This is a genomic window from Mycetocola sp. Y171, from assembly GCF_056713165.1.
This window is the reverse complement of sequence record NZ_JBWYGX010000001.1, coordinates 400184-414144: the sequence shown is the minus strand read 5'-3', so window position 1 is coordinate 414144 and position 13961 is coordinate 400184. Positions and strand designations below refer to the sequence as shown.

The window sequence follows — 13961 nt, the reverse complement described above, 5'->3', positions numbered from 1 at the left end:
GCGATGCGCGTCACGATCGCGAGTCGGATATTCTCACCGGAGCCGGCCGCCGCGTCATTCCGGTTGGCAGCCCTCGCTGACGCTCTCGACGCCTCAGGGCACGAGGTCACGGTCACGACCACGTCTACCAGGTCGGCGGAGGCGTCGTCGACCCGTCCGGGCGTACGGGTCAGGCGCTTCCCCGTGCTCCGCGATCGTGACGGGTACGTCAGGGGCTACCTCCAGTACCTGAGCTTCGACGTCCCGCTCGCGTTCCGGCTGTTGTTCGGCAGACGCGCGGATGTGTACGTGAGCGAACCGCCCCCGACGACGGGGATCGTGGTCCGTGTCGTGGCAGCGCTCAGGCGGGCGCCATATGTGTACTACGCCGCCGATGTCTGGTCGGATGCCGCTGAGTCGACCGGCGCTCCGCGCGCGGTCGTCCGGCTGCTGCGCGTCGTCGAGTCGCACGTCCTGCGTCACGCGAGCCGGGTGATCGCCGTGAGCACCGGTGTCGCCGGCCGGGTGGAAGAACTCTCGGGACACAACCGCACGGTCGTCGTCCCGAACGGGATCGACACCGCCATCTTCGCGCCGGCCGGTGCCGATTCCCGCCCCGCGCCTGTCGTCATCTACGCGGGGACGACATCCGAATGGCAAGGCGCAGACATCTTCGTCCGCGCGATGCCGGAGGTTCGACGCCGTGTCCCCGACGCGACCCTGATCTTCCTGGGCCAGGGGAGTGCGTGGGACGCCCTGCAGGAGCTCGCCGCCGACGTCGCCCCCGGGCTCGTCGAATTCAGGGACGTCGTCGCCCCCGAACGCGCGGCCGAGCACCTCCGGTCGGCCAGGGTCGCCGCCGTCAGCCTGAAACCGGGGCAGGGCTACGATTTCGCCATCCCCACCAAGATCTTCGCGGCCGTCGCGTGCGGGACCCCTGTACTGTTCTGCGGGCCGGGCCCGGCAGGCGGGATCATCGGCTCCGCCGATCTGGGCCTCGCCGTCGACTACGAGGTCGTCGCCGTCGCCGATGCCCTCACCACCATGCTCGGCGGCACCAGGACCTGGGACCCCGATCGCCTTGCGAGCTGGTCCAGGGAGAACGCCTCGCTGGAGACCGCAGGGACTCGCGCGGCGCAAGCCGTGTCCGCTGCGCGCACACGAAGGGTCGGGAACTGACCATGGGAACATACAGCAACGAATCACTTCCGACGATCGACGGCAGGCGTCCGCGGATCGCGTTCGTCGTCTACAACGACACCTACGCGGACACCCGCGTGCTGAAGATCGCTGCGACGGCTGCCGAGGCGGGGGCGGATGTGCGGATCTTCGCTTTCTCCTCCAGAACGGGCCACTTCGGCCCCGGCCTGGAGACAGGGCCCGTCGAGATCGACCGGGTCCCGCTCCGTGAAATCGCCCACCTCCTGACGCGATGGGGTCTGTCTGCGCGCCGCCTCCTCGGGCGACCGGTCCCCACATACACGCCGACGGGGGCGCATCCGGAGCAGGAGACCACCGCCACGGTCACCCCGGCCGCGCCGACCCCCACGCCCACGCCGACGCCGGCGCCGCGGCCTGCAGCAGGCAAGCGGGCAAAAGGGCTGGCCATCGACCTGTGGCGCCGCGCCGACGCCACGATCAAGCAGGGCTCGTTCTGGATGCGGGCGAGTTCCCACATGACCAGCTGGCGTCCTGACGTCATCCACGCCCACGACGCCAACACCCTCATCGCCGCGCTGGCCGTCGGACGCCGCCTGTCGGTGCCCTATGTGTACGACTCACATGAACTGTGGACCGAGCGCAACATCAGCGCGGACCGCCCCGTCGCCAAACGGTTCGAGCGGCTCTACGAACGTGTCGGCGCGAAACGAGCCGCCGCCGTCGTCACGGTCTCTCCCAGCATCGCCGACTGGCTGAAGTCCCGCTTCCGCCTGCGCGACCAGCCGGTGCTCGTGCGGAACATCCCGGTCTTCACCGGGAGCGTCCCCGAGCCTCAGGACGGTCGCCTGCGGGAACTGGCCGGCCTCGGATCCGGGGACCGAGTCCTGGCCTACTGCGGCGGAATCACGACGAACCGTGGGATCGAAGAGACGATCGAAGCCCTGCCGCTCCTGCCAGATGACGTGCACTTCGTCCTGCTCGGGTTCGGATCGGAGATCTACCGGGCCGGTCTCGACGCGAGGGTCGCCGAGCTCGGACTCGCCGGCCGGGTCCACTTCGTTGGCGCTGTGCCGTCGAACGAGGTCTCAGCCGCCCTCGCCGACGCCGATGTCTCGCTCGTCCTGACCCGACCGGCGTGCCTGAGCTACGAGTACTCACTGCCGAACAAACTCTTCGAGTCCATCCAGGCCGGCATCCCCATCGTGGCGACAGACATCGTCGATGCGGCACGTCTCGTGCGCCACTACGACGTCGGTGAGGCCGTCGCGACCGAGATGCCCGCCAGCGAACTGGCCGCCGCGATCACATCCGCCCTGTCATCCACGAGCGAACGGCGCACCGCGATCCGCCTGGCTGCGCCCGAGCTCACCTGGCAGGGTGAATCGGAACGCCTGCTGCGGTTGTACGGTTCGCTGATCGAGCGTCGGCGCGATCGCTGAACCCGGCCGGGGCGAGCGACCCTGACGCTGCCGCGCCGCCGGGTGTGACGAGCGCCGGTGCACGCGACGGCCGGAAAGAAATGCGAAACTTGGGTCGTGCCTTCAGCAACCAAGCTCCTCATCCTGTCGTTCTCTCCGATCGCGACCGACGCCCGCGTCCTCAAACAGGTCGAACGGTTCGCCTCGACCTACTCGGTGACGACGTGCGGCTACGGGCCGAGGCCGGACGGCGTCGACGAGCACATCCAGATCCCCGATGAGGTGCCGGCCAACGATCTGAACGGCCGGCTGATCACCCTTCACCTCTACTCCCGCGCCTACTGGAGCCTCGGCGCCGTCACATGGGCCAGGAAGGCGCTGGCCGGCCATCCGTTCGACGTGATCCTGGCGAACGACGTCGAAACCGTGCCCCTGGCGCTGCATCTCGCCCCCGCGCGTGGTGTCCACGCAGACCTGCACGAGTACAGCCCCCGCCTCCATGCCGAATTCGAGGGCTGGCTCCGCCGGATCGCCCCGTATTACGAATGGCTCTGCAAACGGTACGTCAGCAAGGCCCAGTCCTGGACGACGGTCGGCGAGGGGCTGGCGAAGGAGTACGAGCGGAACTTCGGCTTCCGGCCGCTGCTGGTGACGAACGCCGCTCCGTTCGCCGACGTCGCCCCGCAGCCGGTCGGGGAGCCGATTCGCCTCGTGCACAGCGGGGCGGCGCTGCGGAAACGGAACATCCACACCCTCATCGCAGCGGTCAGCGGGTCGCCGGCGGACGTGACCCTCGACCTGTACCTCACCGCGAACGATCCCGCGTACCTCGCCGAACTGCGGCAGGGCGCAGACGAGTCCGACCGGATCACGCTGCACGACCCAGTGCCCTATTCGGACCTGGTGAGAACTCTGAACGCGTTCGACGTCGGAGTGCATTTCCTGCCGCCGGTGAACTTCAACAACGAGTGGGCGCTCCCCAACAAGATGTTCGACTACGTCCAGGCCCGCCTGGGAATCGTGGTCGGGCCCTCGGCCGAGATGGCGAAGTACGTCGACCGCTTCGAGCTCGGCGCCGTCGCAACTGACTTCTCGATCGACGCACTGCGAGCGGCGATCGCCGGACTGACCGTCGACTCCGTTTCGGCCTACAAGGCGAATGCAGACGCGGCCGCCCGTGAGCTGTCCGCAGGACCGCAGGTGGATGTGTGGGACGGCTGCATCGCCAGGCTCGCCGGCCGGGCCTGACCGCCCGCCGGAACCGCCCGGGTTCCTGCGGTCAGTTCGCGATCAGGTAGTCGATCGTCCTCGTGGCCGCATCGCCGTCGCCGTACGGGGTCGCATCGGTCTCGGCAGGGCGGGGGCGTGTCGCTGCCGCGGCGATCTCGTCCTTCGTGTTCGCGAGGACGTTCCAGCCGAGTTCGACCGTTTCGACCCATTCGGTCTCGGTCCTCACGGTCGTGCACGGGACCCGGAGAAGGAATGCCTCTTTCTGGAGCCCACCGGAATCGGTGATCACTCCGCGGCTCGATGCAACAGCCGCGATGAGGTCCGGGTAGGCGAGCGGGGCGTGGGCGAGGAGTGAACCGGCCGTGAGGTCGATGCCGTGTTCGGCCGCCTTCGCCACGACACGCGGGTGAGCGAGCAGCACCACGCGGTGCTCGAGCGCTGCCAGCCCGTCGACGATCTGCCTGAGGCGCGCGGGGTCGTCGGTGTTCTCCGCACGGTGGATCGTCGCGACGTGGAACTCGCCGGGTGTGAGCCCGAGCTCGGCGACGAGTTCAGACGGCTTCCCGGCGATCTCGTCCCGGATGAGCAGAAGGACATCGGTCATGACGTCGCCGACGACGACGGTGCGATCGCGCAGGCCCTCGTTCGCCAGGTGCTCGGCCGCGACCGTGGTCGGAGCGAAGAGCACGTCTGCGGCGTGGTCGGTGAGGACGCGGTTGTGCTCCTCGGGCATCTGCCGGTTGAACGACCGCAACCCGGCCTCGAGGTGAGCCAGCTTGAAGTGCAGCTTGACGGCGCTGAGCGCGGCGGCCACCGTCGAGTTCGTGTCGCCGTACACGAGTACCCAGTCCGGCTGCTCCTCCTCGAAGACGGCGTCGAGGGCTGCGAGCATCGCACCCGTCTGGACACCGTGGGACCCGGAACCGATCCCGAGGTGGACGTCAGGCGCGGGGATCCCGAGGTCCTGGAAGAAGACGTCGGACAGCATCGGGTCGTAGTGCTGGCCGGTGTGGACGATCACGTGGTCGACGCCTGCCAGTGCGGCCGCCTTGGCGATGGGAGCGAGCTTCACGAACTGCGGGCGGGCCCCGACGACACTGATTATCTTCACGAGGAGCCATCTTAGTTCGTCGCCACCCGGCGGGTGTCTGGCCTGACCGGGCGATCAGGGAACTGTGGGATCATGGGATTTCGATCCCCCGAAGGTAGACGATCCGTGAAACTCCTCTGGCAGACCCTGAAACAACTCTTGCCGCTGCTGCCACCCCGAGCCCGCCGCTTCCTGTCGATATACGTCATCCTCTCGTCGGCCCTTGCGCTGCTCGACGTCGCTGCGATCGGCCTGCTCGCCCTCTCGATGGCGGCGATGGTGCAGTCGGATCCTGTGACACTGCCGGTCGTCGGCACGATCGACCAGTCTGGGTACGTGTGGATCCTCGTGGCCGTGTCCGGCCTGATCATCCTCAAGTCGGGCCTGAGCGTGCTGCTCCAGTGGCGCGCCACCAGACGCTTCGCCAAGTACGAGCTCGAGATCGGCGACCGCCTCTTCGGGGCGTACATCCAGGCCCCGTGGACGGAGCGGCTGCAGAGGAACACCTCCCAGCTGGTCAGGATGGCGGACGTCGGGATCGCCGCAGTGGTCGCCGGATTCCTCCTGCCCGTCCTCAGCCTCCCCACACTCTTCACGACGTCGATCTCGGTCCTCGTCGTCATCGTGATCGCCCAGCCGGTCACGGCCCTTGTCACCGTCGTCTACCTGGGCCTCATCGCGTTCCTGCTCTACTTCTGGGTGTCCAGGAAATCGGTGGAGGCCGGCCGGGTGAACCGTGACTACTCGTTCAAGGTGGCGAGCCTGATGACCGACATGGTGTCAGCGCTCAAGGAGATCACGCTGCGCAACAAGGCCGGAGAGGTCGCCGGCGTGATCCACTCGAACCGGCTGCACACCACGCGCGCGCGGGCGAATCTCAGCTTCCTCGGTGCGGTGCCGAAGTTCGTGCTGGAGTCAGCACTCGTCGGCGGGTTCATCCTCGTCGGCGGCGTCGCCTACTTCTCCGGCGGGATGGCCGGCGCGTTCGCGGCGGTGGCACTGTTCGCCGTCGCCGGGTTCCGGTTGGTCCCTTCGCTCACCGGGTTCCAGTCCGTGATCACCCAGACCCACTCGAACATCCCCCAGGTCAAGGCAGTGATGGGCGACATCCATAAGGCTGAGGGCTACCTCGAGCGAGGTGAGCGCATCGGCCACGATCCTCTCCAGGGCGAACCGCGACTGCTCGAGCTCCGGGATGTGGCCTTCACCTACCCAGGAGGGGACCGGCCCGCCGTCAACGGGATCGACCTGACGATCCCGATGGGAAGCACAGTCGGTCTCGTCGGATCGTCCGGGGCCGGGAAATCCACCCTCGTCGACATCCTCCTCGGCCTGCTCGTCCCTTCAGAAGGCGACATCCTCATCGACGGTGTGCCGCTCGAGGGTGTGCTCGCCGACTGGCGGTCCCGCGTCGGCTACGTCCCCCAGGACGTCGCCCTCTTCGACGGCACCGTGGCCGAGAACGTCGCACTGTCCTGGACAGGCGACTACGACAGGACGCGCGTGCGTGAGGCCCTGGAACGAGCACAGCTCTGGGAAGTGGTCTCCTCTCGGGCCGGCGGGATCGACGCCAGGGTCGGTGAACGCGGAATGTCTCTGTCCGGCGGGCAGCGGCAGCGGCTCGGAATCGCCCGTGCCCTGTACAGCGACCCACTCATCCTCGTCCTCGACGAGGCGACGAGCGCTCTCGACACCAAGACGGAGTCAGACGTGTCGATCGCGATCAGGGAGCTGAGAGGACAGGTGACGATCATCTCCGTGGCTCACCGGCTCTCCACCATCCGCGACAACGACCAGGTCGTCTTCATGCGTGACGGGCGGATCGTCACCAACGGCACGTTCGCCGAGGTAGTCCGTGATGTCGAGGACTTCTCGGTGCAGGCGCGGCTCGCCGGCCTTGTCGACTAGCGCGGTGAACGACGCCCAGGCGCCGGCCGCTTCCGTGCTCGTCGACGTCATCGTTCCCGTCCACGACGTCACCCGCCCGATCAGGCGAACGGTGGAGTCCATCCTGGACGGGACACCGGCAGGGCAGGTCCGTGTCCTCGTCATCTGCCACAACATCCCGACAGCGGGAATCGAAGCCCAGTTGACCGGAATGCTCGAGTCCGGTGATGTCGAACTCATCCACTTCGTCGACGGCATCAGGAGCCCTGCTGGACCGTTCAACCACGGACTCACGGTCGCGACCGCACCGCACGTGTCGATCATGGGATCAGACGACTTCCTCGAGCCGGGTGCCATGGCCGCCTGGATCGCGCACGTGGCCGGGAGCAACCCGGATGCGGCGCTCGTCCCGCTCCGTCACCAGCACGGCGAGCTCCTGAGGAATCCGCTGACCCGTTGGCGCCGCTCGACCCATCTCGACCCGGTCAAGGACCGGCTGTTCTACCGCACGGCCCCGCTCGGCCTGCTGCGCCTCGACGTCGTGCGCAGGCTGGGGCTCGAGTTCACGGCAGGGATGCCGGTGGGCAAGGACATGGCATTCAGCGCCCGCATGTGGACGGCAGGCGCCCGCATCGACTACCTCAGGACGGCTCCCGCTTACGTGATCGGAGCCGACGCGGAATCCCGGGTGACGACACAGGCCCGCCCGATCCGCGAGGCGATGGCTGCCGTCCTCGACCTCGTCGGCCGTGACTGGGTGGCGGCGTCCTCGCCACAGGTACGACGCTCCCTCGTGACGAAGCTCCTGCGCATCCACGTTCTCGGGGCGGCCATCACCCGGTCCAGCGCCGGGGCATGGGGTCCTGACGACGTCGCAGACCTCCGGTCGAGTGCCAGCGCTGTTGCCGGTCACTCCCCGTCGGCGGTCGCCCCGCTGTCCCGCGCCGACCGTGCCCTGCTCGATGCGGTCCTCGATTCCCGGTCGACCGTCGAGTCGCTGGTGTCGGCGACCGAGCGGCATCGGACGGCGTCGCGCCTGGACCACATCCTCACCCGAAACCCGTTCAGGATGCTCGCCCGCGAGTCCAACCTGACGCGTTTCCTGCTTTACCGGCTCGACCGATGAGGCAGAATGCAACCACAGGAGAGAGGGAGGGCCGATAGTGCTGCCGCCAGTGGTCCTCCGGGTCCTCAGCTTCCTGACGCGACGCGTCCCTGATCGCGTGCTCGTCGCCGTCCTGCCCGGGCGGTACCGGTTCGACGTGTCGAAGGTACCCGTTCCGACCGTCGGCCCTGACACGACGATCCGCCTGTACATCGCCCCGGTCAACTGGGCAGGACAGGGCTGGCAATGGGCCCGCGCCGCAGAGCGTCTGCCGGGGGTCGGGGCCGTGAGCATGGCGTACCGACTCGACACCGACTTCGGTTTCCCGGTGGACGTCTCGGTCCCCGTCGGCGCGTTCGTGCTCTCCGGCCGATGGCAACGCGAGCAGAAACGCTCCGTCCTCGCGTCGTTCACCCACGTCATCATCGAGGCGGAGCGACACCTCTTCGGGCGCGTCTACGACCAGAGCGTCGCCGAACAGGCACGGGACATCCAGCGCTCAGGGCTGAAGCTGGCCATGCTCTGCCATGGGAGCGACATCCGGCTCCCCAGCAGACACGCCGCAGCGAACCCGTGGTCCCCGTTCGCCGACTCCCGGTATCCGGACACGGCCGTCCTCGAGAAGCAGGCGCAGGCGAACCGTGCCGTGCTCGACGCGGTCGACGCACCGGTGTTCGTGTCGACGCCGGACCTTCTCATGGACGTCCCTGAGGGGCAATGGCTTCCTGTCGTGGTCGACACGGCCGCATGGCACAACGACGCAGGGCTGCTCGAGTCCGAGCGGCCGAGGGTCGTCCACGCGCCCAGCAAGGGTGTTCTCAAGGGGTCGGATCTCATCGATCCGGTGCTCGGGGGGCTCGCGGACGAAGGACTGATCGAGTACCACCGCGTCCAGGGCGTCCCTGCGGCCGAGATGCCCGGTATCTACCGCGGTGCTGACATCGTCCTCGACCAGTTCCGGATCGGCTCTTTCGGAGTCGCCGCGTGTGAGGCCATGGCGGCCGGGCGGATCGTGGTCGGCCATGTCACCGACCAGTCACGGGCGTACGTGCAGGCACAGACCGGGTTGGAGCTTCCCATCGTCGAGGCGACCGCCGACTCGATCGAGGCCGTGATCCGCGACATCTGTGCGGATCCCGCCCGGTACCGTCCGATCGGGGAACAGGGCAGGACCTACGTGGACACCGTCCACGACGGCCGGTTCTCCGCCGACGTCCTCAGCACCTTCCTCCAGAACTGATCGTGACGATCGCCACCGACTCCGAAAGAATCGTGAGATGAGTTCAGCACCCAAGCTCCTGATCCTGTCGTTCTCGCCGATCGACGGCGACGCCAGGGTCCTCAAGCAGGTCCGCCACTTCGTCGGCAGCTACGACGTCACCACGTGCGGATACGGGGACGCGCCCGATGGCGTGACCAGGCACATCCGGATCCCTGACGACCAGCCGCAGAATGATTTCTTCCCCCCGACACTGGCACTGAGACTCTTCAACGCGACGTACTGGCGCACAAGCGCGGTCGCGTGGTGCACGAAGAACCTCCCGGCAGGGGAGTGGGATGTCGTTCTCGCGAATGACGTTGAGACGGTACCTCTCGCCCTGACGCTGGAAGCCAGGCACGGCGTCCACGCCGACCTCCACGAATACACGCCGAAGCTCCGGACCGAGAACGCGCGCTGGATGCGCTGGCTGGCCCCGTACTACCGCTGGTTGTGCAGGCGTTACGTGTCGAAGGCGAGTTCGTGGACCACGGTGGGCCAGGGGCTTGCCGGCCAGTACCAGGCCGACTTCGGCTTCCTGCCCGGAGTGGTGACGAACGCAGCGCCGTACTGGGAACTTCCGGCATCGGAAGCCACGACACCGTTGCGTCTCGTCCACAGCGGGGCGGGCCTGCGCAACCGCAAACTCGAGATCATGCTCGAGGCCGTCGCGCTCACTCAGACCAAACCCACGCTTGACCTGTACCTGACCGCGAACGACCCGGCATACATCGAGGAACTGCGGACGCGTGGCGTGGCCATCGGAGGGATCCGGGTGAACGAACCCGTGCCGTACGACGAGCTGATCCCGACACTCAACCGATTCGATGTCGGGGTGTTCGTCCTTCCTCCTGTGAACTTCAGCTACCGGTGGGCACTGCCCAACAAGATCTTCGACTTCATCCAGGCGCGCCTGGCGATCGTGGTCGGGCCGTCTCCGGAGATGGAGTCCATCGTGCGAGAGAACGGACTCGGCATCGTCGCGACGGATTTCACGGCGCAGGCGCTCGCCGATGCGCTCGACGCGCTCACCGTCGAGTCGGTCTCAGGGTTCAAGGCGGCGTCGACCAGGACGGCCGCCGTCCTCAACGCAGACAGCCAGGTCGCCATCTGGGACACGGCGATCGCCGACCTCATCGGCCGACGTGAGAGAACGAACGGCTAGGCGTTCGGGCCGGACGGCGTGCTTCCCGCCGGAGTCGCCTCGGCGGGCTCGTCGATCGCCTTCAGGGCGCGACGCTCGAGCCTGCGGTCCCACCACGACCGCAGGAAGCGTTCGCACGGACGCTCGACCAGGTAGTGCAGGGCGGCGGCAGCGGCGACGGTGACGACGAGTAGGGCCGCGTACCAGAGGAGGTTTCCCCAGCCCTTCGGCTGCTGTCCGACGACGGCCAGAAGCGCGTAGATGACGGTCGCGTGCACGAGGTAGAAGGCGTACGACCACTCACCGAGCAGGACGAACGGACGCCACCGCATGATCGAACGCTTCCCGGTGATGTCGCTCCACGCGACGGCGGCGATCGTGACGGCGCAGGTCAGGATGATCCACTCGTTCGCAGTCGCGCGGAAGAAGTCGACAACGGAGTTTCCCGACCAGCGGATCGAGAGTGCGAAGAAGGCGATCAGCGCGCCGGCGCCGAGGTAGCACCACACCGGTGAGAGGCGGACCCGCCACCCCGCGAGCATTGCCCTGGCGATGCCCATCCCGATCACGAACTCGCTCAGGCGAACAACCGGCAGCGGAGCCTGGGCCAGCCAGGAAGAGGGGAAAGCCATCACGCCGAAGCGGTAGAGGAAGGCAACGGCGACGACGCCGCCGACGAGAAGAAGCGAGCCCTTGACCTGAAGGCGGCCGAAGACGCGGTTGATCGCCGGGTGGAGGGCGTAGAAGAACGCCTCGCAGGTGAGCGTCCACGCGGCCGGGTTGCCGGAGAAGAGGATGACAGGGTCGCGTGACCAGCCCTGCAGCAGGACGAAGGACAGCGCGAGGATGCCGACGTTCACCGGCTTGACCCACCACTCGTCCGCGGCGGGGGAGAAGCTGTAGAAGACCGGGATGGCGAGCAGCAGCGCGATGAAATGCGACGGGTAGATCCTGGCGAAGCGACGCCAGTAGAACGTCGACGTCGCCGTTCCCGGGCGGGCCGACCAGGTCAGGACGAAGCCGGAGAGGACGAAGAAGAACGTGACGCCGTATGAGCCGAAACTCAGCGCGTATGCGCCGGGGAGCGGCGCGATGTTCGTCATGTGGTGCGCGAACACCGCGAAGGCGGCGAACCACCTCAGGCCGGTGAGGGAATCCAGGCGGGGCGGGCGGACGATCGCGCCGGGCACAGGCGCGGGCGCGACCGACGGCATCCGTCCTGTCTTCTGGTCACCCGTCACAGGAAGCCATTGTAAACGCTGAACCTGCGGCTTCCGTCCGTGTCCACGGTGCGGCTACCGAAGGGTGCCCGCGTCCGCCGATAATGGAGTGGATGATCTCCACGGTGATTTCGCAGTTCACATCCGCGCGAGCGGCCTGGTCGCGACCGCTGCGGCGAATCGCCGGGGCGCTGCTCGCCCTCGCTCCTGAACGCTACGAGATGCGCCTGAACCCCGCGAAGTTCGGCTTTCGCGAGGAGGACATCCCCTCGCCGCCCGACCAGCCTTCGGCTGACATCCGGCTCTATGTCGCTCCGGTGAACTTCGCAGGACAGGGCTACGCCTGGGCACGATCCGCCGAACTCCTCCCAGGGGTGGGCGCCGTGAGCATGCAGTACCGGTCGGAGCGGAACTACGGATTCCCGATCGACAACCCTGTGCCCGTCGAAGTCTTCACCAGGTCGGGCCGGTGGCAGGCGGCACAGCATGAGGCCGTGACCAGGGGGTTCACCCACGTCCTCATCGAAGCCGAGCGGAGCATCTTCGGCTCCCTCTTCGACACGTCGCCCGCCCGGGAGATCGCCGACCTCAGGGAAAGGGGCATCGCCGTGGCGATGGTGTCGCACGGCAGTGACCTGCGACTGCCGAGTCGGCACGCCGAACGTGACGAGTGGTCGCCGTTCCGCGACAGCGAGTGGGACCTCGTCCCGGCGCTCGAGGAGCAGGCGCTGAGCAACCGGGCGCTCCTCGCCGAGATCGGGGCGCCCGTCTACGTGTCCACGCCCGACCTTCTGCGCGATTTCCCTGCCGGCAGATGGCTGCCTGTCGTGATCGACCCGGCGGTGTGGGCAGCGGCGGACGGCGTCCTGGTTCGCGAGCGACCCGTCGTCGCCCATGTCCCCAGCAGCCCGACGATGAAGGGTTCCGCCCTGATCGACCCGATCCTCCGCGACCTGCATGATGCCGGAATCATCGAATATCTCCGGATGGAGGGAGTGCAGGCCCACCTCATGCCTGACCTGTACAAACGCGCAGACGTCGTCCTGGACCAGTTCCGGCTCGGACTCTACGGGGTCGCCGCCTGCGAAGCCCTCGCAGCAGGACGAATCGTCCTCGGGCATGTGGACGAGTTCTCACGGGAACACGTCCTCCGCACCACCGGCTTCCGCCTCCCGGTCGTCGAAGCCACGCCGGCGACCATCAGGGACGTGATCCTCGACGTGCTCGAGCGGCGCGCGCACTATCGCTCGATCGCCAGGGACGGCGTCGAATTCGTCCGCCGGGTCCACGACGGTCGGGCATCGGCACGGGAACTCCGGCGATTCCTGCGCCCGGAGGCCGAAGGCGGCGAACCGTGGGCTGATACCGTCGACGGGTGAGCTCGAATCCCGATGTCGACGTGGTGATCCCCGTCCACGACCCGCGACGACCGATCTCCAGGGCCGTGGGCTCGATCCTCGACCACAACCGGGCGGCGTTCCGGCTCACCGTCGTCTGCCACAACACTCCGGCAGCGGGCATCCGTGCCGGGCTCGCCGGGCATGCCGACGACCCGCGGCTGCGCCTGCTCGAACTGCACGACGGGATCCACAGCCCGACCGGTCCGTTCAATCTCGGGCTGGATTCGGCGACGGCGCGGTTCACCTCGGTGATGGGATCGGACGACGAACTCGAGCCTGGTGCCATCGACTCCTGGCTGGCGCTCGCCGACCGGGATCACGCCGCCGTCGTAGTCCCCAGGCTTCGTCATGCGGGTGGAAGAGACGTCCCGACGCCACCGGTGCGTCCTGGCCGGAGAAGGAATCTCGACGGGGTGAAGGACAGGCTGTCGTATCGGAGCGCGCCGCTCGGGCTCGTGTCGACGCAGGAGTTCGGGGCCGAGCGTTTCGTTGCTGGACTCGGCTCAGGTGAAGACGTCGCCTACGTCACCGCCGTCTGGTTCGGCGGACTCCCGATCAGCTTCGACCGACACGGACCCGCGTACCTGATCCACAGCGACGCGGGCGACAGGGTGACGATGGGGGTCAAGCCGGTCAGTGCCGACGTGGCGTTCATGCGGCTCCTCGTCGAGGATTCGCGGTTCGCGAACCTCTCGGCAGGGCAGAGACTCGCCCTGGTGATCAAGCTGCTCAGGATTCACATCTTCGGAATCGTCACCAATCGACCGAGTGCGGCCGGGTGGACGCAGTCCGATCGGCTCGACCTCGCCGAGATGACCCGGACGCTCCTGGCGGTCGCCCCGGCGGCGGCGGGCATCCTGTCCCGGGCCGACGGGAGACTTCTCGATGCCATCCAGGACCCGACGGCATCGACGCAGCGACTCATCGACCTGGGCCAAGCGCGTCGGCACTTCGCCCGCCCCGGGTCACTCCTCCCGGGCGACCTGCGTCACTTTTTCTCCAGGGAGGCGCCGTTGCGGATGATCACAGCGTCTGCACTGGTCCGCGGGCTGCGCTGATCCGGTTCCTC

General features: G+C 67.8%; 11 protein-coding genes. 9 read left to right on the top strand and 2 right to left on the bottom strand.

Translation table 11 applies throughout. The features are described from left to right. The first annotated feature begins 3 nt into the window (after positions 1-3). The 3 genes from AC1M2K_RS02010 (at position 4) to AC1M2K_RS02000 (ending at position 3806) form a co-directional block, all read left to right on the top strand. On the top strand, positions 4-1158 hold the full coding sequence (locus AC1M2K_RS02010) for a glycosyltransferase family 4 protein (protein WP_480239636.1): 1155 nt from the start codon (positions 4-6) through the stop codon (positions 1156-1158). 2 nt (positions 1159-1160) lie between these two features. Further along, on the top strand, positions 1161-2579 hold the full coding sequence (locus tag AC1M2K_RS02005) for a glycosyltransferase (protein ID WP_480239635.1): 1419 nt from the start codon (positions 1161-1163) through the stop codon (positions 2577-2579). Positions 2580-2675: 96 nt separating this feature from the next. Further along, on the top strand, positions 2676-3806 hold the full coding sequence (locus tag AC1M2K_RS02000) for a glycosyltransferase family protein (RefSeq protein ID WP_480239634.1): 1131 nt from the start codon (positions 2676-2678) through the stop codon (positions 3804-3806). 31 nt (positions 3807-3837) lie between these two features. Here AC1M2K_RS02000 and wecB read toward each other — a convergent pair whose 3' ends face one another. Next, positions 3838-4899, bottom strand: coding sequence for a non-hydrolyzing UDP-N-acetylglucosamine 2-epimerase (gene wecB / locus AC1M2K_RS01995; protein ID WP_480239633.1), 1062 nt, complete (start codon positions 4897-4899; stop codon positions 3838-3840). A 105-nt stretch (positions 4900-5004) separates the two neighbouring features. Here wecB and AC1M2K_RS01990 point away from each other — a divergent pair, with 105 nt between their 5' ends. Genes AC1M2K_RS01990 through AC1M2K_RS01975 form a run of 4 tightly spaced genes read left to right on the top strand, consistent with a single transcriptional unit; the run spans position 5005 to position 10293 of the window. Further along, the gene (locus AC1M2K_RS01990) at positions 5005-6786 is read left to right on the top strand and encodes an ABC transporter ATP-binding protein (protein WP_480237741.1); all 1782 of its coding nucleotides are present in this window, start codon (positions 5005-5007) and stop codon (positions 6784-6786) included. Positions 6787-6790: 4 nt separating this feature from the next. Then, the gene (locus AC1M2K_RS01985) at positions 6791-7891 is read left to right on the top strand and encodes a glycosyltransferase family A protein (protein ID WP_480239632.1); all 1101 of its coding nucleotides are present in this window, start codon (positions 6791-6793) and stop codon (positions 7889-7891) included. Between the two features lie 37 nt (positions 7892-7928). Then, complete coding sequence (locus AC1M2K_RS01980) at positions 7929-9110, top strand: hypothetical protein (protein ID WP_480239631.1); 1182 nt, start codon at positions 7929-7931, stop codon at positions 9108-9110. A gap of 37 nt (positions 9111-9147) precedes the next feature. Beyond that, a complete protein-coding gene (locus AC1M2K_RS01975) occupies positions 9148-10293 on the top strand; it encodes a glycosyltransferase (protein ID WP_480239630.1) in 1146 nt (381 codons plus the stop codon). Here the strand turns inward: AC1M2K_RS01975 and AC1M2K_RS01970 are convergent. Continuing rightward, a complete protein-coding gene (locus AC1M2K_RS01970) occupies positions 10290-11513 on the bottom strand; it encodes an acyltransferase family protein (protein ID WP_480239629.1) in 1224 nt (407 codons plus the stop codon). The two genes, AC1M2K_RS01975 and AC1M2K_RS01970, sit on opposite strands and share 4 nt — an antisense overlap. Before the next feature lie 92 nt (positions 11514-11605). Between AC1M2K_RS01970 and AC1M2K_RS01965 the strand changes: the two genes are divergently transcribed. Together AC1M2K_RS01965 and AC1M2K_RS01960 are read left to right on the top strand one after the other, a co-directional pair. Next, complete coding sequence (locus tag AC1M2K_RS01965; protein ID WP_480239628.1) at positions 11606-12871, top strand: glycosyltransferase; 1266 nt, start codon at positions 11606-11608, stop codon at positions 12869-12871. Next, complete coding sequence (locus AC1M2K_RS01960; RefSeq protein ID WP_480239627.1) at positions 12868-13950, top strand: glycosyltransferase family 2 protein; 1083 nt, start codon at positions 12868-12870, stop codon at positions 13948-13950. The genes AC1M2K_RS01965 and AC1M2K_RS01960 overlap by 4 nt, the downstream gene beginning before the upstream one ends. Positions 13951-13961 lie beyond the last annotated feature (11 nt).